Below are 20347 nucleotides of genomic sequence, written 5' to 3'. Positions count from 1 at the left end.
TGTAATGTCAATTTACAGGTTAAAGACCGGCGCGTGGCAGATTGACCATGACTGCAAAAGCGAGTGCAATCAGGATCGCTGCCAGGCTGAACCAGAGAAGAGGAGTGCTCTCTGTGCGGATATTCTTTTGCGCACTTTCCTGACTGATTTTACCTCTTTTGCGCTTCAGTCTTTTATCGCGATCAAGGACTTTTTGTAAATCGTCCGACATCTCTCGGGCAGTCTGGTAGCGATGACTCAACTCTTTCTGCATGGCTTTCATGACGATTCTCGAGAGTGACTCAGGGATACCGGGATTGATTTCGGACGGTGCCTTCGGCGTTTTGTAGGCAATTTGATGCAACAGCTTATCAATGTCGTTGCTTTGAAATGGCTTTTGCATCGTCAGCATTTCATACATGACCGCACCAAGCGAATAGATATCAGTCTGTGCATTCACGGGTTTTCCCATTGCCTGTTCCGGAGACATGTAGTTGGGCGTACCGAGAATGTTGTTGTTGAATAGTGTGACATTTGCTGGCTGATTTTCGTCCAGCAGACGATTGGGTGCGCGGGCAATGCCAAAATCGACCACTTTAGGCTGATTGTTGGTCAATATGAAAATGTTGCCGGGTTTAATGTCGCGGTGAATGACGGATTTCTCATGTGCATAGGCAAGGGCGTCGGCAATTCTCTGAATGATATCTGTGGTTTCTATAAAGTCGAAAGTCCGGCCCGCAGCCAGCATCATTTTTAAATCTTGCCCTCCGAGAAATTCCATCGCGATAAATGTCGTTCCTCCTTCACTGGAGGCATCAAAGATCGTCACAATATTCGGATGAGAAAGTCTGCCGGCAGCCCGTGCTTCATTAATGAATTGTTGCTCGCGTTGTTTTTTGTCTGCCGCGTTACCACTGGCATTGAGTATTTTGATGGCAACGTCTCGGTCTATGACCGGATCATGACCGCGAAAGACGGTGCCGTTCGATCCTGTACCCAGTTTTTCTGTGAGATAGAAGCGACCTGCTCGTTTGTGCATGTTCATCGCATTATTCGGAGTATTTTGTATTATTTTATTTTGTTGCATTTCAGCAGCATGCCTTGAAGCATATTAAATTTCAAGTGGCTTGTTTGTATGGGGTATGTTCGTTTAAATCGTCCAGATAAAGTTCGATTCCATTCGTTTCTCGTTGCAGAAAATGAGCGACGGCATTGCTGAATTCGGGATGAGTTAAAAAATGTGCTGAACCAGTTTTCTGGGGGAGAAATCCTCTTGCCATTTTGTGCTCCCCCTGAGCCCCGCCTTCAAATGTTTGAATATGATGTCGTATGCAAAACTCGATCGCCTGGTAATAAGCTGTTTCAAAATGCAGGCAGGGATAATGCTCAACACAACCCCAATAGCGACCATAAACTTTATTGCTGCTGAATATTAAGAGCGAAGCCGCAATTTTTCTTCCATCTTTTATCGCGAAAATAAGATGTATGTGCTGCGGCATCGTGCGGCCAATCTGCGTGAAAAATTCAAGGTTCAGATAAGGTTTTGAATGATGGTTTTCATATGTGGCATCGTAACAGCGTTTAAAAAACAGCCAGTCGTCAGCATTGGCATCCTTCCCTTGTACATGTGAGAAGGCAATACCGAGCTCTTGTATTTTCTTTCGTTCGGCACGAATGTTTTTACGCTTTTTCTTGTTGAGCGTATTCAGAAACCCGTTGAAGTCAGAGTATTGATCATTTTGCCAATGAAATTGTACCCCCGCTCTGATCATAAAGCCTGCATTTTTCAGCTGGATTATTTGATTTTCATCAGGAAATAAGATGTGACAGGAGGAAAAATTCCCTGACCGCGTTATTTTTTTCAAGTTTTCCAGTAACAAATTTCTGACAATATCGTCGCTTGCAATGATTCTGCTTCCTGTCACAGGGGTGAATGGAATCGCTGACAGCAGTTTGGGATAGTACTGTAAGCCATGCTGCCGGTAGGCATCCGCCCATGACCAGTCAAAGACATATTCGCCATAGGAATGCATCTTCTGATAAAGCGGACATGCGCCGACCAAGGTTTTATCTTGCCATATGGTTAAAAAATAAGGAGCCCAGCCAGTTTTTGCCGCGGCAGATCCTGACGTATGCAACGCGTCTAAAAAGGCATACGAGAGAAAGGGATTCGTGGACGGATCGGATTTCAGTAAATTGTCCCACTGTTCTTGTCCAATATCAGAGAGAGAACTTGCAAAGCCCATGCGATAATACTGGCTGATAGAAACTAATTCCATTTTTTGATTTTTTCAAATTGCACGATTATGACGATTAAAGTTGCCATTGCTCAGATGAATAGTACGGTCGGGGATCTGGCCGGTAATGCTGCGCAAATAGTAGATTATGTCCGGCAGGCAGCTGAGCAGGGAGCAGATATTGTTGTAACACCGGAATTGTCTCTGGTGGGTTACCCTCCTGAGGATCTGCTGTTAAGAAGCGGGTTTTACCTGCAAACTCAGCGTGTGTTGTCCGATCTGACTGCGCAACTTGCTGCATTCAAAGATATTCATGTATTGGTCGGGCATCCTGAAGCGAAAGATGGTCAACATTTTAATGCGGTTTCCATTTTGCTGAACGGCAGCGTTATCCGATCTTACTTTAAGCGCAATCTGCCTAATTATATGGTGTTCGATGAGGTCAGGTATTTTTCTCCTGGTTCTGCTGCATGCGTATTTGACGTCAAGGGCGTGCGTTTTGGTATCAATATCTGTGAAGATACCTGGTTTAAAGAGGCACCTCTGGCTGCCAGAAATGCCGGGGCACAGGTGTTACTGGTACCGAACGGCTCGCCATTTCACATTGATAAGCAGCAGCAACGCCTTGACGTCATGCGTGCAAATGTCAGCTCTGCAGGCATGTCATTAGTTTATGCCAATTTATTGGGTGGCCAGGACGAACTGATTTTTGACGGCAATTCCTTTGTCCTCGATCAGCAGGGGGAACTTGTTGCCCAGTTACCTCATTGCGATACTGCTTTACAAGTGATTGAATTTGACGGTCCGCAGCCGCTATCTCAGCCTTTGCCAGAGTTGGGAACGACAGAATCTCAGGTCTATCATGCCCTGGTACTTGGTGTGCGTGATTATGTGGCAAAAAATGGATTTCCGGGTGTATTGCTTGGGCTGTCGGGCGGTGTCGACTCGGCTCTGACGCTGGCGGTTGCCGTTGACGCTCTGGGTGCAGAAAAGGTCAGGGCAATCATGATGCCTTCTCCCTATACCGCAGAGATATCGCTGCTTGATTCGCGGGATATGGTTGAACGCCTTGCTGTGCGTTACGATGAAATTTCCATTGGCGCCTGTTTTGACGCTTTCAGAGTCACCCTGAGTACAGAGTTCGCAGGCTTAAAAGAAGATACGACTGAGGAAAATATTCAGGCGCGGATACGCGGAACGATGCTGATGGCTTTATCGAATAAATACGGCTCCATCGTACTGACGACTGGTAATAAGAGTGAAATGGCAGTCGGTTATTGCACTTTGTACGGTGATATGGCTGGTGGTTTTGCTGTAATCAAGGATATACCTAAAACACTGGTATACCGCTTATGCGCATACAGAAACAGTATCACCGACATTATTCCGGAACGTATTCTGACACGACCACCTTCGGCCGAACTGCGTCCTGATCAGACCGACCAGGATTCCTTGCCGCCGTATGAAATACTTGACGGCATCATGCAGTTATACATGGAGCAAAACAAATCCCGCGCAGATATTATTGCAGCAGGATATCGCGAAGAGGATGTTGAACGAATCACCCGTTTGATTAAAATAAATGAATATAAACGTCGCCAGGCGCCTATCGGTGTGCGGATTACGCACCGGGCGTTTGGCCGCGACTGGCGCTACCCGATCACCTCAAAATTCAGAGACTAAAAAAGGAAATTCATCATGAAACAAATTACAGCTGTCATTAAACCGTTCAAGTTAGATGAAGTGCGTGAAGCGCTGGCAGACGTCGGGGTTACGGGTCTGACCGTGACTGAAGTCAAAGGATTCGGTCGTCAAAAAGGGCATACGGAGTTGTATCGCGGCGCTGAATATGTAGTTGACTTCTTACCCAAAATTAAAGTGGAGGTTGTTGTCGATGACAAAATTTGCGATAACGTTGTCGATGCCATTATCAAAGCCGCGCACACCGGAAAAATAGGTGACGGCAAAATTTTTGTCCAGAATGTCGAGCAGGTGATTCGTATCCGTACTGGTGAAACTGGCGCTGAAGCAGTCTGATTCATTATCTAAACCAGGTATAAGTCTATGATGGTATCCAGATTACTCACAGCTGTATTTGCGGCAATGCTGGCCATGCCAGCGGTCGCTGAAAATGGTGTTAGTGAGCATAAAATTATTATCGGTCAGTCGGCTGCTTTTTCGGGGCCTGCAGCGCAACTGGGCATACAGTTGCATGCAGGCGCAAAAGCCTACTTCGATCACGTGAACAGTACTGGTGGCGTTTTTGGACGCAAGATCGAAATCATCAAACGTGATGATAAATACGAGGCTGATATCGCGGCTGCCAACACCAAGGCGCTGATAGAAACTGATGATGTGTTTGCATTGTTTGGTTACGTCGGCACGCCAACCAGCAATGCCGCGACACCGATATTCACGCAAGCCAAAGTACCGTTCTTTGCGCCATATTCTGGCGCTCAGTCACTGCGGGAACCATTCAACAAGTTAATTTTCAACATTCGCGCCAGCTATTTTGACGAAACCGAACATCTGGTCGATCGTCTGGTGAATACCGGGCTGAAAAATATTGCCGTGTTCTATCAGAATGACGCGTATGGTAAATCTGGCCTGACGGGAGTGGAGCGGGCATTGAAGAAAAAAAATCTTCCGTTGATTGACACTGCGACGGTGGAGCGCAACAGCGTTGACGTAGCCAAAGCCGTCGAGAAAATGATGGCAAAGCGTCCCGACGTCATTATTCAGATCAGCGCTTATTCTTCTTCGGCAGCTTTAATCAAAGAAATGCGCCGTCTCGGATATACCGGGCAATTTTATAATGTGTCGTTTGTCGGTAGTCAGGCTTTGTCCGATGCTTTGGGTAAAGATGGCCCGGGCGTTGTTATTTCTCAGGTAGTACCATTCCCGTGGTCTGCAGCAAACGCAACGGTCGTTGGTGAATACACGAAAATTATGAATAAGGCCGGTATTAAAGACCTGAATTTCTCCAGTCTGGAAGGTTTTATCGCGGCGAAGGTGTTTGTGGAGGGGCTTCGTCGTTCAGGTCAGAATCTGACCCGTGAAAAACTGATTTCCTCATTAGAATCGCTGAATACCAAGAGTTATGATGCCGGTGGTTTTGATATTAACTTTTCATCGTCGAATCACAATGGATCAAAATTTGTTGATATGACCATGATAGGCAAAGACGGAAAATTCAAGAACTGAAAAAAAGGCCTGAGGAAACTCAGGCCTTCAACAATACAATCAGCGCACCCGAACCACCATCGGCGGCGGTCGCCTGACTAAACGCCAGCACTTCATCTTTCTGGATCAGCCAGTTCCGCACTTTATGCTTCAGAACTGGTTCTTTATTGACAGAACCCAGACCTTTGCCATGAATGATCCGTACGCAACGAACGCCGTTTCTACCGCATCGCCTCAGAAAATCACCCAGACTGTCTCTGGCCTGATCGCGGCGCAGACCATGCAAATCTAATTGCGCCTGGATCACCCAGTGCCCCTTGCGTAATTTTCTGACGACATCAACGCCGACTCCGGGGCGGGTATAGCTCAGATTTTCGTCCGTCTCCAGTAAAGAGTCGGCATCAAATTCATCAGAGAGCGATTCCTGCAAGGCTGCTTTTTCGTCAGCAATATATTGAAATGGAATCGGTGCAGGACGTACAGGGCTGGCCTGATGCTTGAGCGCTACTTTGAGTGGTTCAACCATCCCTATGCTGGAGCGGAAAATATTGGCTTCTGCCTTTGCTTTTTTTTCCTGCTCCAGACGTTCCGCTTCAGCCCGCTGCCGGGCTTCCTGTTGTGCTTTAAGCTGCTGACCCAGAGCCTTCAGGTCAGCAAAATTTTTCAGCGAGGACATAAATGAGCCGGATTACTCTTCTAGGTAACGCTGCGCATCCAGCGCTGCCATGCAGCCTGTGCCTGCGCTGGTGATTGCCTGACGGTAAACATGATCCTGTACGTCGCCAGCAGCAAATACGCCGGGAACACTGGTCGCGGTTGCCATGCCCTCGGTACCGGTACGGGTTTTGATATAGCCGTTGTGCATGTCCAGCTGACCTTCAAAAATACCTGTATTCGGTTTGTGACCAATCGCCACAAATAAACCATGGACGGGCACTTGTGTAATTACTCCATCCGTCGATTTGATGTTGATGCCAGTTACGCCCGAGTCGTCACCTGTCACTTCGTCCAGCGTGTGGTTCCATTTAATCTCGACTTTGCCTTCTGCAACCTTCGCCATCAGGCGGTCGATCAGAATCGCTTCTGCGCGGAACTTGTCGCGACGGTGAATGACTGTGACTTTACTTGCAATATTTGACAGGTACAGTGCCTCTTCGACTGCAGTATTACCGCCGCCGATAACCGCGACTTCTTTGCCGCGATAGAAGAAACCGTCACAAGTGGCACATGCAGACACACCTTTACCCATAAAAGCCTGCTCGGACGGTAAGCCCAGATACTGTGCCGAGGCTCCGGTGGCAATAATCAGCGAATCGCAAGTGTATTCACCCTGATCACCGATGAGACGGATAGGTTTTTCACTGAGTTTGGTGGTATGAATGTAATCGAAAATAATTTCAGTATTAAAACGTTCCGCATGTTGCAGAAAACGCTGCATCAGCTCCGGACCTTGTACGCCCAGCGGATCTGCGGGCCAGTTTTCGACATCGGTGGTCGTCATGAGCTGTCCGCCTTGCTCTACGCCGGTAATCAATACCGGATTAAGATTGGCACGGGCGGCATAAATAGCGGCGGAATAACCCGCTGGACCTGAACCGAGAATCAATACGCGAGCGTGTTTTTTAGATGTAGACATGAGCAGACCTGCATAAAAAGAGTTGAAGGGGAGGCCAGACGGGAAAATCGATGCCTTCGTTGCTTGCAGATGGTGTTGCCGCAGAAAAAAGCAAGCGGTGGTCGCTTTCATTTCATTGCCATCTGCAGATCAGCGCGAATTATAGTCTATCCTCTGGCCCTGCGTGAGGTACCCGGTGTTTGGCGAGCGGGCTCTAACATGCTATCTTGTCAGTCTTTGGTTGTCCGGATGAACATTTTCCTGATTTATGACTACAAGTAACAGCGAAGCCTACACCCGTAGCAGTAAAAGTCCGCCACCTCCGCCGCTGCCCAATAAAATGATGGTGTTGCTGATGGAGGCGCGCTGGCTCGTTTTCGCTGCATTAAGTATTTGCCTGATATTAATCCTTGCGACCTATTCGAAATCTGACCCGGGCTGGTCGCAGTCCAGCGTTGTTCCGAAAATCCATAATCTGGGTGGGAAATTCGGTGCCTGGCTGGCGGATGTTGTTCTGTATATCTTCGGTTTTTCTGCGTGGTGGTGGAGTATCGTTTGCCTGCGTCAGGTCGTGAAGTCTTACCGTCATCTGGCCGACCGGCTGTCTATGCAAGTTGAAACGAAAAACGGCGAAGAGGAAGGCTTGCCTTACCTCCTGGCGCGCATCACCGGATTTGCCCTGCTGATTTGCGGCAGCATGGGGTTGGAGTTTTTGCGTATGCACACGCTGAGCGTGCCATTACCATTGGCTCCCGGCGGTGTACTGGGCAATGTAATTGGTTCTGCTGCATACAGCGCAATGGGTTTTACCGGTGCGACCCTGTTGTTGCTGATGGCGATGGCCTTAGGTATCAGCTTGTATTTTCAGGTGTCCTGGCTGACGATCGCAGAAAAAACCGGTGCGGCGATAGAAACCGTTTTTGTGTTCATACAAAATAAATACGCGGCGGCGGAAGACCGGCGTGTTGGTCAGACTGCCGCAGTCAAGCGCGAAGAAGTAGTGGTGCAGGAACGGGCGAAGATTGTGGAAGCATCGCCGATACGTATCGAGCCTCAGGTGGTTGCCGTGCCACGTTCTGATCGCGTGGAAAAAGAGAAACAGGTTTCGCTGTTCAATGAACTGCCAGACACGAATCTGCCACCGCTTTCTTTGCTCGATGACGCGCCGCCGGTACAGGAAACCGTGAGTGTGCAGACGCTGGAATTCACCAGTCGTCTGATCGAGAAAAAACTCTCTGATTTCGGCGTCGAAGCTAAAGTGGTGGCAGCGTATCCGGGGCCGGTGATTACCCGTTATGAGATTGAACCCGCGACTGGCGTGAAAGGCAGTCAGATCGTCAATCTGGCGCGTGATCTTGCACGCTCGTTGTCGCTGACCTCGATACGGGTTGTAGAAACCATTCCCGGTAAAAATTACATGGGGCTGGAATTGCCGAACCCGAAACGGCAGATTGTCCGCCTGACAGAAATTCTCAGCTCGAAAATTTATCACGACAGCTCATCAAGCCTCACCGTAGCGCTCGGTAAAGATATTGCTGGCAATCCGATTTGTGCCGATCTGGCGAAGATGCCGCATTTGCTGGTGGCGGGTACAACGGGCTCCGGTAAATCTGTTGGTATTAATGCGACGATATTGTCACTGCTGTACAAGTCTGATCCTAACGATGTGCGCATGATACTGATCGATCCTAAGATGCTGGAGATGTCGGTGTACGAAGGTATTCCGCATTTGCTGGCGCCGGTGGTGACGGATATGCGCCAAGCTGGGCATGCTCTGAACTGGGCGGTTTCTGAAATGGAGCGCCGCTATAAACTGATGTCGAAACTGGGCGTGCGTAATCTGGCTGGTTATAACGTCAAAATCGCAGAAGCGGCAAAGAAAGAACAACATATTCCGAATCCATTCAGCCTCACACCGGATGCGCCGGAACCGCTCGATAAATTGCCAACCATCGTCATCATCATTGATGAGTTGGCCGATCTGATGATGGTGGTGGGTAAAAAGGTGGAAGAGCTGATCGCCCGTATTGCGCAAAAAGCGCGCGCAGCGGGTATACATTTGATTCTGGCAACGCAACGACCATCGGTGGACGTGATTACCGGCCTGATCAAGGCGAATATTCCTACCCGTATCGCGTTTCAGGTCAGCAGTAAAATCGACTCACGCACGATTCTCGATCAGATGGGGGCGGAAACGCTGCTTGGTATGGGGGATATGCTGTATATGCCACCGGGAACCGGCTTGCCGGTGCGGGTGCATGGCGCTTTTGTGTCGGATGACGAGGTTCATCGTGTTGTCGAGCATCTGAAAGCGCAAGGTGAGCCTAACTATGTCGAAGGTATACTGGAAGGTGGTACCCTCGAAGAGGGCAGTGAAGGTGGCGCTGCCGGTGAAATTGCTGGTGGCGGCGAGGCCGATGCCTTGTACGATCAGGCCGTGGCGATCGTGCTGAAAAACCGCCGCGCTTCGATTTCGCTGGTACAGCGGCATTTGCGCATTGGTTACAATCGCGCTGCCCGTTTGCTGGAACAAATGGAACAAAGCGGTGTCGTATCGACGATGCAGTCGAATGGCAACCGTGAAATTCTGGTCCCGGTCGGAAATGCTGAGTAGCCATGGATAGTAGCGACAGGCGGATCAAGCGGTCGTTATGATGAGCAGTACAGAATAGTAATCAAGGAAAATCAGTGAAGAAGCAAAGTAAAGTAATTAAAGTGGCAAGTGGCCTGCTGGCATGTGTTGTTGCCACCACGCTGTTACCCGCAATCGCCATGGCGTCTGCAGTCGATCAATTCAAATCCTTTGTCTCGAATACCAAAAGTGCTAAAGGGGAATTCGTTCAGCAGCAGATCAAAATGGTGGATGGTAACCCGAAAGTTTCCAAAACCTTCAGCGGATCATTCGTCTTCGCCCGTCCCGGTAAATTCATCTGGACTTACCAAAAGCCGTATGAACAAGTATTGCAGGCGGACGGTGAGAAGCTTTTTATTTTTGATAAAGACCTGAATCAGGTCACGATCAAGGAACTGGGGAGCGCACTCGGCTCCAGCCCGGCAGCGATTTTGTTTGGCAGTGCCGGTGCGGCTGATCTGGATAAAAATTTCGTTCTCAAAGATGTGTCATCGAAGCAGGGTTTGGAATGGCTGGAAGCAACCGCCAAGACCAAAGGCAGCCAGTTTGACCATATCGGCATCGGCATGAAAGACGGCGTTCCGTATGCGTTAGAACTGCGCGATCAGTTCGGGCAGGTGTCGCTGGTGACCCTCAAAAGCATGGAAAAAAATCCTGCTTTGAAAGCAGATCAGTTTAAATTTGTCGTCCCTGCCGGGGCAGATGTGTTCCGTCAGTAATGTCAGTAGTCATGGTCAATAAGATTACAGGATGAACGGACCACGTAAGAAGCTCGCGCCGCTGGCAGAGCGCATGCGTCCGGCGACGCTGGATGATGTAATCGGGCAGCAGCATATTCTGGGCGAGGGTAAACCGCTACGCGTTGCGTTTCAGTCTGGCGAGCCACATTCGATGATCTTGTGGGGCCCGCCGGGTGTCGGTAAAACCACGCTGGCGCGCCTGATGGCAGATGCTTTCCATTGCGAATTTATTGCTTTGTCCGCCGTTTTATCGGGCATTAAAGATATCCGCGAAGCCGTTGAACGTGCGCAGATTCTGCAGGCGACTTCGCAACGCCGCACCATCCTGTTTGTTGATGAAGTACATCGTTTCAACAAGAGCCAGCAAGACGCTTTTTTGCCGCATGTCGAAAGTGGTTTGTTTACCTTCATCGGCGCAACGACCGAAAACCCTTCATTTGAAGTCAACAGCGCCTTGCTGTCGCGGGCCGCTGTGTATGTGCTGAAATCGCTGACGGATGATGATCTTGCGCTGATGGTGGATCGCGCCTGCGAGCGTCAGCTCGATGGCTTGCAGATATTGCCGGAAGCTAAAGCCAGTCTGGTGTCCAGCGCCGATGGCGACGGTCGAAAATTATTGAATAACCTCGATATCGTGGCGCATGCTGCGACCGCCAAAAATCTGACTGTCGTCGATCCTGCGTTACTCAGTGAGTGTCTGGGTGATGCTTTGCGACGCTTTGATAAAGGCGGCGATGCGTTTTACGATCAGATTTCTGCCTTGCATAAATCCGTGCGGGGATCAAATCCGGACGCTGCGTTGTATTGGCTGGTACGCATGCTCGATGGTGGCGCTGATCCACGCTACATGGCGCGCCGCATCGTTCGTATGGCGTCGGAAGATATTGGTCTGGCTGATCCGCGTGCTTTGCGTATCTGTCTGGATGCAGCTGAAACCTATGAACGTCTGGGTTCGCCGGAAGGCGAGTTAGCGCTGGCAGAGGCAGTGATTTACCTTGCGTGTGCGGCGAAATCGAACGCTGTTTATAAAGCCTATAACGCGGTCAGGGCGCTGGTCGCCAAAGATAAATCGCGTGTTGTGCCTGAACATTTGCGGAATGCGCCGACCAAGCTCATGAAGCAACTCGGTTACGGCAAACTGTATCGCTATGCCCACGATGAGCCGGATGCGTATGCCGCTGGCGAAACTTATCTGCCGGAGGGCTTGGAAGGCAAATCCTGGTATCACCCCGTACCGCGCGGACTGGAAATCAAAATTGCAGAAAAGCTGGCGTATCTGCGGCGGTTGGATGACGAGGCGGATGGCATTTAACCGCGTCCGTCGATTTGCTGATGCGCTTGATCAGGTTTGAGCGCATTTGCGAACGTCAAAACGCAGTAAAAAAAACGTTCAGAAATCGCTTAAAAAGCAGAAAAATGCCTCAAATATACTCCCCCGGGTATCTGTTTTTGCCAGCCTATCCCCCTTTGTTTGTATAGAGATAGGCTGATTTTGCTCATATACTCCCCATTATTTGCATTTACATGCGTTGGCTGGCGTTGAAATTCAGTCGCGGTCGCATGCTATAAGTTTAGGGAAATTCGCCCGCCCTTGCTACAATAGCCGATTAGCTCATTCCACTTATTCGTATCAGATCACTATGATAGATATTCAACTCCTGCGTAAAGATATCGCTGCTGTTGCCGCGCGTCTTGCTACCCGTAAATTCAAACTCGATGTCGATGCGTTTAACGCACTCGAAGGTGAACGTAAGCAGATCCAGTCCCGCACCGAAGAACTGCAAGCCAAGCGCAATAGCTTGTCCAAACAAATCGGTATGCTCAAAGGCAAAGGCGAAGATGCTTCCGCAGTGATGGCCGAAGTCGGCGGCATCGGCGACGAATTGAAAGCCTCAGAGGTGCGTCTGTCAGAAGTGCAGACCGCCATGACGGCATTCTTACAGACGATACCGAATCTGCCGCACGAATCTGTGGTCGTGGGACAGGACGAAACCGCGAACGTCGAAATCCGTAAAGTCGGTACACCGCCTGTCTTTGATTTCGAGATTAAAGATCACGTTGATATCGGCTCTGCACTGGGTCTGGATTTTGATACCGCAGTCAAATTAACCGGTTCACGTTTCTCGGTCATGAAAGGCGGCATGGCGCGTCTGCATCGTGCGTTGACGCAATTCATGCTCGACACGCAAACTGTCGAACATGGCTACACGGAAATGTACACGCCATACATGGTGAATGCTGATTCCATGCGCGGTACCGGCCAGTTGCCGAAGTTTGAAGAAGATTTGTTCGCTGTCAAAAAAGGCGGACAAGACGGCGAGGGCGAAATCCTGTATCTGATCCCGACATCCGAAGTGACACTGACCAACACCGTGCGTGATGAAATCATCCCGGCAGAGGCATTGCCGATCAAGATGACCGCGCATACACCATGCTTCCGCTCTGAAGCAGGCAGCTATGGCCGTGATACACGCGGCATGATACGTCAGCATCAGTTCGACAAAGTGGAAATGGTGCAGATCGTCCATCCGGAAAAATCCATGGAAGCACTGGATGAAATGGTTGGTCATGCCGAAGCGATTCTGAAAAAGCTGGGCTTGCCATATCGTGTGGTCAGTTTGTGTACCGGCGACATGGGCTTTGGCGCGACCAAAACTTTCGATCTGGAAGTCTGGTTGCCAGCACAAAATACTTACCGCGAAATTTCATCGGTATCGAATATGGAAGCCTTCCAGGCACGTCGCATGCAGGCACGTTTCCGCAATGCGCAGGGCAAACCGGAAGCGGTGCATACGCTGAATGGCTCTGGCCTGGCGGTGGGACGTACGCTGGTGGCGGTGTTAGAAAATTACCAGCAAGCGGACGGTTCTGTCGTGATTCCGGAAGCGCTGCGTCCTTACATGGGCGGCATGGAAAAATTAGTGCCGGCAGCTTAATGAAGCCGAGATGGCTGATGAACTGAGCTGATCTTGAAAAAAAGTCCCGCGTCGAATGCAAAGACGCGGGATTTTTTTATGCCTGTTTCATTTCTGAGCGGCGATCGACAAACAAGCTGTTGCCGTGAATTTTCTTCGCCTGTTTCTTCGCTTCAGAGGCGGCAATCGAAATCTGGTGGTGCGAATAAAACTGATTCGGGCTGGATTTGACCACGCCCAGCGACAGACTCACCAGCGGATAAAATACTTTTTTACCTTGCCGGTCTTCGCTCAGATAACCACCGCGTTCGCGGTCTTCATTGTTATAAAAATCCTGAATCTCGGTTGCAAAGCTTTGCAGAATATCGCTGCAACGCTGCTCCCAGTCATCGCTGCGAAACAGAATAATAAAATCATCGCCGCCGATGTGGCCGATAAAATCCATCTGCGAATCGCAATGCCGTTTCAGTACATCGCCTGTCATCTGAATAATATCGTCGCCGCGCCGGTAACCATACACGTCATTAAACGGCTTGAAATGATCGAGATCGCAATAACAGGCGCTGAACCTCTGCTGTTTTTGTAGCAACTGATCAATGTGTTCATTAATCGGCACGTTACCGGGTAACTGCGTCAGCGGATTCGCATAACGTGCAGCGGTAATCTGCATTTGCGTGATTTCGCGCATCAGATCCGGCCCGGTACAAATGCCCAGATATTGCCCCTGATCGGTAATGATGATGCCGTTGATCAGATGCTCAGGATTCGCTTCCACGATGATATGGCTGACATCCTGCATGCTGGTGTTTTTATCGACGACCACCGGGTTGGGGTCCATAAACACCTTGCAGGATTTTTTGCCGTACAACTCGCGCTGATAAGGGCGCGCGAAGCGATCAATCATGTGATAGCGGTTGATGATACCAATCGGTGTGCCATGATCGACCACCGGTATCATCTGTAATTTCGGGTTCTGCAGAAAAATATCATCGACCTGATTATTCAGCATGGTCGATGGTATCGAGGGCGCTTCTTTCAGAATTTTTTCAACGGCCGCGGTTTGCTCGAAGAAGCCCGAGGCCCGGCGCGACAGATGCTGATGATGCGACACCAGTGCCTTTGCCACCTCCGCCGGAATCGCCTTGCTTGGCGTCGGGTGAGGGCGGGCGATGTGATAGCCCTGACCGCAAGCCACGCCGATATCGCGCACCATCAGCAATTCCGCATGCGTTTCTATGCCCTCGGCAATTACCCGCGTCGCCGATTTCTCTGCAATGCTTTGTATCGAGCGGACAAACTGCGCCTTCACCGGATCATGATCGATGCCCTGGATAAAGTGCATGTCGATTTTGACGTAATCCGGTTTTAATTCCGACCATAAACGCAGACTCGAAAAGCCCTCGCCCAGATCATCAATCGCAATTTCAAAACCCATGCTGCGATAATGAACCACCGCCTCCGACAGCAAAGCGTAATCATGCGTCGGCTGATATTCGGTCAGCTCGATAATGACCCGCTCTGGATTCACGCCCAACTGATGAATGTAATCCAGCGTTTCACCATAGCGTACATCGCGCTGGATCAGGCATTCCGGGCTGACATTCAGAAACAGTTTGCCCGGCAGATTTTGCGCGAAAAATTCTTCCAGCACGATCTTGCGGCACAGATGTTCGACCACGACCGTTAAATTATGCGCCGCCGCCGCTTTAAATAAATTAATCGGTGAATGCAGCGGGCTGTCAGACGGGCCGCGTATCAAGCCTTCGTAACCCAGAATATCGCCATTCTGCATTTCAACGATAGGCTGGAACCGCGCCGTCAGCGAGCGTTGTTCGATGATGCGCTGCAAATGCGCCAGCGTCATCGCATCGGTATGACCCGTCGGCGCACCGGCGGCAATATTGGCGGTTGCCAGGTGCTGATGCACGATGGCCATTCTTTCCTCAGACGCTGCGCTGTTCATTTGGCGGCTTTCCCAAAAACGCGCCGCTGGCTTTTCAGGCTGCAGACGCAAAAACAATCAATAGCAACAATATAATTAGTTGATATGACAAGCGCGTGTCATTATTGCTTTACGGGAATAAATTAACATCAGCACCATCAAATGGATGCGTGATCGAATCGCACTTTGCTAGGAAAGCAAAGATTTTTTTGCTATAATCAGCGGCTTCGTTTTATAACGAACAACCAAAGCCGGAGAGGTGGCAGAGTGGTTGAATGTACCTGACTCGAAATCAGGCGTACTGTAACAGGTATCGGGGGTTCGAATCCCCCCCTCTCCGCCAAGGACACTGCAAACTTTAGCTAAGTTTGTCTAAAAACCCCTAAGTAATCAACGACTTAGGGGTTTTTTATTGCCATTTGCGCCAAAGTTTGCCCATTGACAGCTATATTTTTTAACAGTATTTTTGACAGTATCTACTGTCAATCCAGATCGGATACTGTCAAATTTACCTAAATTAGCCCCCTCTCACGGACATTCAGCTAAAGAACGCCAAATCCCTGAGGTATCTCTGTGTAAAGCCAGAGAGTAACGCAAGGCGACGCGTGACCTGATTAATGACGGTATCGACCCTGCACAAGCTCGTGATTTGAAAAAAGCAGCGCGAAAATGATGCCAAAACAATACTTTCGAAAAATCGCTCGTGAACGCGCCTCTCCCGTCATGAGCTTGTTGCAGTCGGTTAAGCTGAAAAGGCATGATGCCTTTGCGTGCATGGGGATGCGCTGGAGCGTTTGCCGACCTTACCGAATAGCGGCATCGACGAACTCCTGTCTCATCTCTGACATCCTGCCACGTAGCCTTTTACACGCATCTCACGTCAAGACGGGATGCCAGGGTGCTTGCAAACTATCACTAAAGGTAAACAGTTGATTATGTGTCTACATGGAATTAAAATGGAACTTCATATCCGAAATAAGTCGGGATACAGGCGATCTGAATTGAGGAGTGGATCAAAGAAATTAACCTGTGTGGTTTTTACCCCCTTTATTGGCTTCAGTAGGCAATGCCTAATGAGGGCATATTTTTATAGTGATTCTGAATGAGCGAACAATTTAACCAGGTTTGGCAGGGTTATCGAGCACGAATAAGTGATGACAAAATTTCCTTTCATCCATATATCCCGCAAAAGAAATTAAAAAATGCGATTGAGGGTTATGCCAGTAATGAAAGTGAGAGTGACGTTATTGTTTTGATAGACAATACGTTTTTTGGAAATGCAAAAGACGGTCTTCTGTTGACAAGTAATACTCTACATATACATAACATGATGGAGTCTGCCCAACATATTGATCTCAAAGATATAGAGAGCGTGGATTTTAAGGAAGGAGTGATGGACAGTGCTCTTATTATTAATGGCTCCTTTATTTTTAGATCCAACATGCCAAGTAGATCAAGTATTGCCTTGTTTGCTGAAATGCTGCGTGAGATAACAAAAACTTTTCACTGCGAGATTTTGGAAGAATTTCCTATGCCCGGAATCGCAGACTCCCTTAAGAGTTTGAAGATGCTTTTTGAAGACGGTTTACTTACAGAAAGTGAATATGAGCAAAAGCGTAAGGTTCTGATTGCGCAACTCTAATTTCAAGAAATCGCGAAATAATTCTCAATTGATTAATTTCGACATTGGAACTATATGCATAAGTGTCCGCATTGCAAACAACGAACCATTAGTACATTTAAAAAATTAATGCCCGGATGGAGACCACGGTGCACTGAGTGCGGAGGTCGTTGGCGCACAAATTACTTGGCGGTCATGTTTTTTATGGCTGGACAATTTTCAGCTGTTCCACTAATGCTCTTCTTAATTTTTGGGGGGTACATGCGCCCGGGTTTGGGGCCGTTGTACCTGATCACCACAGTGATAATAATTGTTAGTGGATATCTTTTTTACGCTCTTCCTGTAGTGAAGAAATAGGGAGTTTCAGGTGCGTAAAGAACTTCTTTTGTAAATGGAGCGGAGAATATCTATATTGAAAAAAGGCTCCACAGCCATTGTGGTGCCTTTTTGGTTTTTTTGACTTTTTAGCTTGCTAGGTGATGATCCTCTTAATTAATCACCAGTTTCAAATACTTCAGCAAAACAATGCGTTGCATTAGCCGATGGTTTGGACATGCAATTTCGTAAGATTTCTAGTTGCTCAGAGCAGATTTTTTCCGCTTCATTTTTTCCTTGGTTTTCTTGTTTTATCCCATTCTTTTCTTTTAACTTTATTTCTTCATTAACGCAGTTCTTAAGAAAAGATGTTGGGTTTGATTGAATTAGCTCCCATTTGTGTAAATTTTGTTCAGCAGAGTTCTTCAATATTTCCTGGAAGTTTTTTTGAGCATCTTGCTGTGATGGTTCTACGGTTGCTTGCTTCACGTCTTTATTGTTCGCGACAATATTAAATTTAACTGGAACATATTTTTCATACGATAAGATTGGGCGTTTTGCCCAAGGTATTTTTCTGAAGAAGCCGCTAGATTCTTCTATTACTTTTTGTGCCTGTTTTGCATTATCTAGAAAATTCTGGATCTCGCTTATTTCAAAAATTTCCCGTCTCGCTAATACTGCATTCTCATTGAAAATAGACTTTTCACCGTCATTACTATTTATAAAGAAAATCTCCAAACGGGATGCTGAGGATTTCTTTGCCTCTTCTAATGCACTGTTGAATAACTTAATCTGTTTATCGGTAATGTGCTGCAGTTTACTCAAAGCAATGTCACGAATCTGTGGGCAGTTCAGACCGTCTAAATTGGTCATTCTCGGGTTATCTGCTGCAATGTTCATATCCATCAAGCATGCATTGGTAGAGAATGGAGACCACTTTAGCATCCTGGATACCGAATCTTGATTCTTGGCATCGTAATCAAGATCTGTAAATAACCATGTCAAAAAAAATACGAACAAAATTAAAATATTTCTTTTTTTGATCATGCTTACCTCATTACAGTGGGTTTTTAAAGGAATATATTGGTTCGAGGAATTGCCTCAGAAGTTTTCTGTTTACCGATTTAGTCGTGGGGCAAGCGAACGAGTTGCGAATGATATTTGTGTATTTCTTTATTGTAAATAAAAATTGCACAGCGTAAATAGATATTGTTCGATTTCCGGGAGATTTAATTAAACGGAAAATGATCGAGCACTACTCTAGCGTTTCTTGATTACTTTGAAGATTATTGTCTCAAGGTAGCTTTTTTTATATGTAACTCGATTTTACGGAAGAGTTATAGTTGCCTCCTTTGCACTACAAATAGCACTCCAAAACCATCAAATTTTGCAAAAAAATCGGGGAGTATGTGCCAAAAATGCCTTATTCTCAGCAGAAAATAAAGGCGTATTAAAAATACTCCCCCCCCATTATATTTTCATCATTGGCAGGCAGAAAATGAGTAATCTGAGGCGACGCACGATGCGTCCGGCGACTGTGCCTGGTTGATGTGAGGGCGTAAGATCGTGGTGTGATGTACCGTGATTTCGATAAAGAATGCAAAAGATCGCTTGTTTCTGGCTTAAATCCGGCGAGTCTCAGAGATAATGCGCTTATCAGAACAATCTTTATTGAAGAACAGATGATGGCAACACCAACTTTACCTACCCTGGATTCAGCGACGCTGGACCCGGACGACTGGAGCGCGCTGCGTGCCCAGGGACATCGGATGCTGGACGATATTCTGGATTATGCCGAGCATATTCGTGAGCGGCCCGTGTGGCAGCCGATTCCGGATGAAGTGCGCGGAAAATTCCGGCAAGCCTTGCCGACCGGCGAGGGAGATTTAGCGGCGGTACATCAGCAGTTTATGCAGGATATTTTGCCTTACTCGGTCGGGAACAGTCATCCCGGCTTTATGGGCTGGGTGCAGGGCGGCGGTAATCCGGTCGGTACGCTGGCAGAAATGCTGTCAGCCGGTCTGAATGCGAATCTCGGCGGACGGAATCATATTCCGATTGAAGTTGAGCGTCAGATCAGTCGCTGGGTGAGCGCCTTGTTCGGGTTTCCGGAAAGCGCGAGCGGCTTGTTTGTGACTGGCACCTCGATGGCGAATTTTATCGCCGTGCTGGTGGCGCGTTCGGTGGCGCTGGGGACGGATGTACGCAAACAAGGTCTGGCATCGTTCTCGCAACGTCTGGTCGCCTACGCTTCGGCAGGCGCGCATGGTTGCGTTGCGCAGGCGATGGATATTGCCGGCATAGGCAGAGATGCCTTGCGTATGATTCCTATAACCAGCGAATTTGAAATGGATACCGCTGTGTTACGCGAGACGATTGCGGCAGATCGTGCAGCCGGGCTGACGCCATTTTTTATTGCAGGTACTGCCGGCTCGGTGGATGTCGGCGCGATAGATGATCTGACTGCGCTTGCCGATATCGCTGCTGAAGAAAAAATCTGGTTCCATATTGATGGCGCTTTCGGTGCACTGGCGATGTTGTCGCCAGCGCTGGCACCGCGTCTGGCTGGCTTGGAACGCGCGGATTCAGTCGCGTTTGATTTTCACAAGTGGATGCAGGTGCCTTACGATGCCGGCTTTATCCTGGTCAGAGACAGCGAAGCGCATCTGGCGACGTTCGTCGCGCCGGTCGGCTATTTGCGGCGTGAGACCCGGGGGCTGGCAGGCGGTTCGCCGTGGCCTTGTGATTTCGGTCCAGATTTGTCGCGGGGTTTCCGCGCATTAAAAACATGGTTCACACTGCAGGTCTATGGCACCGAGCGTCTGGGGCAGGTGATTACGCATACCTGTGAATTAGCGCAATACCTGAAACAATCGGTGGAGGCGCATCCCAAGCTGGAATTACTTGCACCGGTGAATCTCAATATCGTTTGCTTCCGTTATCGCAGCGAGCGTAGTGCAGATCTGGATGCACTGAATGGCGATATTGTCGTCGCCTTGCACGAGGGTGGTCTTTGCGCGCCATCAACGACATACATCCGCGGGCAACTGGCAATTCGCGCGGCGATCGTGAATCACCGCACGCGGGCTGAAGATATCGATGCTCTGATTAATGCCACCATTGCGCAGGGCGACTTGCTGTCGCAAACCGCACAATAAACCTGGTTTC

The 20347-nt window shown here is 48.7% G+C and carries 15 protein-coding genes and 1 tRNA gene; 10 read left to right on the top strand and 6 right to left on the bottom strand.

All coding sequences use genetic code 11. From position 1 onward, the window contains the following. Positions 1-19: 19 nt before the first annotated feature. Positions 20-1018, bottom strand: a complete 999-nt coding sequence (locus ACPAOP_RS07775; RefSeq protein ID WP_423709858.1) for a serine/threonine protein kinase — start codon at positions 1016-1018, stop codon at positions 20-22. Positions 1019-1097: 79 nt separating this feature from the next. Then, positions 1098-2258 carry a GNAT family N-acetyltransferase gene (locus ACPAOP_RS07770; protein ID WP_423709857.1) on the bottom strand — a complete coding sequence of 387 codons (1161 nt, stop codon included), beginning with the start codon at positions 2256-2258 and terminating at the stop codon, positions 1098-1100. Between the two features lie 27 nt (positions 2259-2285). Here ACPAOP_RS07770 and ACPAOP_RS07765 point away from each other — a divergent pair, with 27 nt between their 5' ends. Genes ACPAOP_RS07765 through ACPAOP_RS07755 form a run of 3 tightly spaced genes read left to right on the top strand, consistent with a single transcriptional unit; the run spans position 2286 to position 5420 of the window. Continuing rightward, positions 2286-3899: an NAD+ synthase gene (locus ACPAOP_RS07765; RefSeq protein ID WP_423709856.1), complete on the top strand. Its 1614-nt coding sequence runs from the start codon at positions 2286-2288 to the stop codon at positions 3897-3899. 15 nt (positions 3900-3914) lie between these two features. Then, complete coding sequence (locus tag ACPAOP_RS07760; RefSeq protein ID WP_423679472.1) at positions 3915-4253, top strand: P-II family nitrogen regulator; 339 nt, start codon at positions 3915-3917, stop codon at positions 4251-4253. A 30-nt stretch (positions 4254-4283) separates the two neighbouring features. Continuing rightward, positions 4284-5420: an ABC transporter substrate-binding protein gene (locus tag ACPAOP_RS07755; protein WP_423682318.1), complete on the top strand. Its 1137-nt coding sequence runs from the start codon at positions 4284-4286 to the stop codon at positions 5418-5420. A 19-nt stretch (positions 5421-5439) separates the two neighbouring features. On the opposite strand, the gene ACPAOP_RS07750 is transcribed toward ACPAOP_RS07755, so the two are convergent. Then, entirely contained in the window at positions 5440-6075 is a 636-nt protein-coding gene (locus ACPAOP_RS07750) for a Smr/MutS family protein (RefSeq protein ID WP_423679473.1), read from the bottom strand. Between the two features lie 12 nt (positions 6076-6087). Next, on the bottom strand, positions 6088-7035 hold the full coding sequence (gene trxB, locus ACPAOP_RS07745; protein ID WP_423679474.1) for a thioredoxin-disulfide reductase: 948 nt from the start codon (positions 7033-7035) through the stop codon (positions 6088-6090). Positions 7036-7282: 247 nt separating this feature from the next. Between trxB and ACPAOP_RS07740 the strand changes: the two genes are divergently transcribed. The 4 genes from ACPAOP_RS07740 to serS all read left to right on the top strand — a co-directional run bounded on the left by ACPAOP_RS07740 (position 7283) and on the right by serS (position 13322). Continuing rightward, complete coding sequence (locus tag ACPAOP_RS07740; protein WP_423709855.1) at positions 7283-9628, top strand: DNA translocase FtsK; 2346 nt, start codon at positions 7283-7285, stop codon at positions 9626-9628. A gap of 74 nt (positions 9629-9702) precedes the next feature. Continuing rightward, the gene (gene lolA / locus ACPAOP_RS07735; RefSeq protein ID WP_423679476.1) at positions 9703-10365 is read left to right on the top strand and encodes an outer membrane lipoprotein chaperone LolA; all 663 of its coding nucleotides are present in this window, start codon (positions 9703-9705) and stop codon (positions 10363-10365) included. 31 nt (positions 10366-10396) lie between these two features. Next, positions 10397-11698, top strand: a complete 1302-nt coding sequence (locus tag ACPAOP_RS07730) for a replication-associated recombination protein A (RefSeq protein WP_423709854.1) — start codon at positions 10397-10399, stop codon at positions 11696-11698. A 328-nt stretch (positions 11699-12026) separates the two neighbouring features. After that, the gene (gene serS / locus ACPAOP_RS07725) at positions 12027-13322 is read left to right on the top strand and encodes a serine--tRNA ligase (RefSeq protein WP_423709853.1); all 1296 of its coding nucleotides are present in this window, start codon (positions 12027-12029) and stop codon (positions 13320-13322) included. Positions 13323-13398: 76 nt separating this feature from the next. Here the strand turns inward: serS and ACPAOP_RS07720 are convergent, their stop codons facing one another. Continuing rightward, a complete protein-coding gene (locus ACPAOP_RS07720) occupies positions 13399-15237 on the bottom strand; it encodes a GGDEF domain-containing protein (protein ID WP_423709852.1) in 1839 nt (612 codons plus the stop codon). A 259-nt stretch (positions 15238-15496) separates the two neighbouring features. On the opposite strand from ACPAOP_RS07720, the gene ACPAOP_RS07715 reads away from it, so the two are divergent. Further along, positions 15497-15586: transfer RNA gene (locus ACPAOP_RS07715), tRNA-Ser, on the top strand. Between the two features lie 759 nt (positions 15587-16345). Beyond that, a complete protein-coding gene (locus ACPAOP_RS07710) occupies positions 16346-16885 on the top strand; it encodes an SHOCT domain-containing protein (protein ID WP_423709851.1) in 540 nt (179 codons plus the stop codon). 471 nt (positions 16886-17356) lie between these two features. Here the strand turns inward: ACPAOP_RS07710 and ACPAOP_RS07705 are convergent, their stop codons facing one another. Further along, positions 17357-18226, bottom strand: a complete 870-nt coding sequence (locus ACPAOP_RS07705; protein WP_423709850.1) for a hypothetical protein — start codon at positions 18224-18226, stop codon at positions 17357-17359. 638 nt (positions 18227-18864) lie between these two features. Here ACPAOP_RS07705 and ACPAOP_RS07700 point away from each other — a divergent pair. Continuing rightward, complete coding sequence (locus ACPAOP_RS07700; RefSeq protein ID WP_423709849.1) at positions 18865-20337, top strand: pyridoxal phosphate-dependent decarboxylase family protein; 1473 nt, start codon at positions 18865-18867, stop codon at positions 20335-20337. The last annotated feature ends 10 nt before the right edge of the window (positions 20338-20347 follow it).

It is taken from the genome of Undibacterium sp. WLX3042, assembly GCF_049544825.1.
Classification (GTDB): domain Bacteria; phylum Pseudomonadota; class Gammaproteobacteria; order Burkholderiales; family Burkholderiaceae_D; genus Undibacterium.
The sequence above is the reverse complement of the archived record's forward strand: the minus strand, read 5'-3'. Positions and strand labels throughout refer to the sequence as shown.

Bases quoted from the DNA above. Each gene is read 5' to 3' on its own strand.
- serS (WP_423709853.1), top strand. From the start codon at position 12,027: ATGATAGATATTCAACTCCTGCGTAAAGATATCGCTGCTGTTGCCGCG.
- ACPAOP_RS07710 (WP_423709851.1), top strand. From the start codon at position 16,346: ATGAGCGAACAATTTAACCAGGTTTGGCAGGGTTATCGAGCACGAATA.
- ACPAOP_RS07770 (WP_423709857.1), bottom strand. From the start codon at position 2,258: ATGGAATTAGTTTCTATCAGCCAGTATTATCGCATGGGCTTTGCAAGT.
- ACPAOP_RS07750 (WP_423679473.1), bottom strand. From the start codon at position 6,075: ATGTCCTCGCTGAAAAATTTTGCTGACCTGAAGGCTCTGGGTCAGCAG.
- trxB (WP_423679474.1), bottom strand. From the start codon at position 7,035: ATGTCTACATCTAAAAAACACGCTCGCGTATTGATTCTCGGTTCAGGT.
- ACPAOP_RS07720 (WP_423709852.1), bottom strand. From the start codon at position 15,237: ATGGCCATCGTGCATCAGCACCTGGCAACCGCCAATATTGCCGCCGGT.
- ACPAOP_RS07730 (WP_423709854.1), top strand. From the start codon at position 10,397: ATGAACGGACCACGTAAGAAGCTCGCGCCGCTGGCAGAGCGCATGCGT.
- ACPAOP_RS07755 (WP_423682318.1), top strand. From the start codon at position 4,284: ATGGTATCCAGATTACTCACAGCTGTATTTGCGGCAATGCTGGCCATG.
- ACPAOP_RS07740 (WP_423709855.1), top strand. From the start codon at position 7,283: ATGACTACAAGTAACAGCGAAGCCTACACCCGTAGCAGTAAAAGTCCG.
- ACPAOP_RS07765 (WP_423709856.1), top strand. From the start codon at position 2,286: ATGACGATTAAAGTTGCCATTGCTCAGATGAATAGTACGGTCGGGGAT.
- ACPAOP_RS07705 (WP_423709850.1), bottom strand. From the start codon at position 18,226: ATGATCAAAAAAAGAAATATTTTAATTTTGTTCGTATTTTTTTTGACA.
- ACPAOP_RS07700 (WP_423709849.1), top strand. From the start codon at position 18,865: ATGGCAACACCAACTTTACCTACCCTGGATTCAGCGACGCTGGACCCG.
- ACPAOP_RS07760 (WP_423679472.1), top strand. From the start codon at position 3,915: ATGAAACAAATTACAGCTGTCATTAAACCGTTCAAGTTAGATGAAGTG.
- ACPAOP_RS07775 (WP_423709858.1), bottom strand. From the start codon at position 1,018: ATGCACAAACGAGCAGGTCGCTTCTATCTCACAGAAAAACTGGGTACA.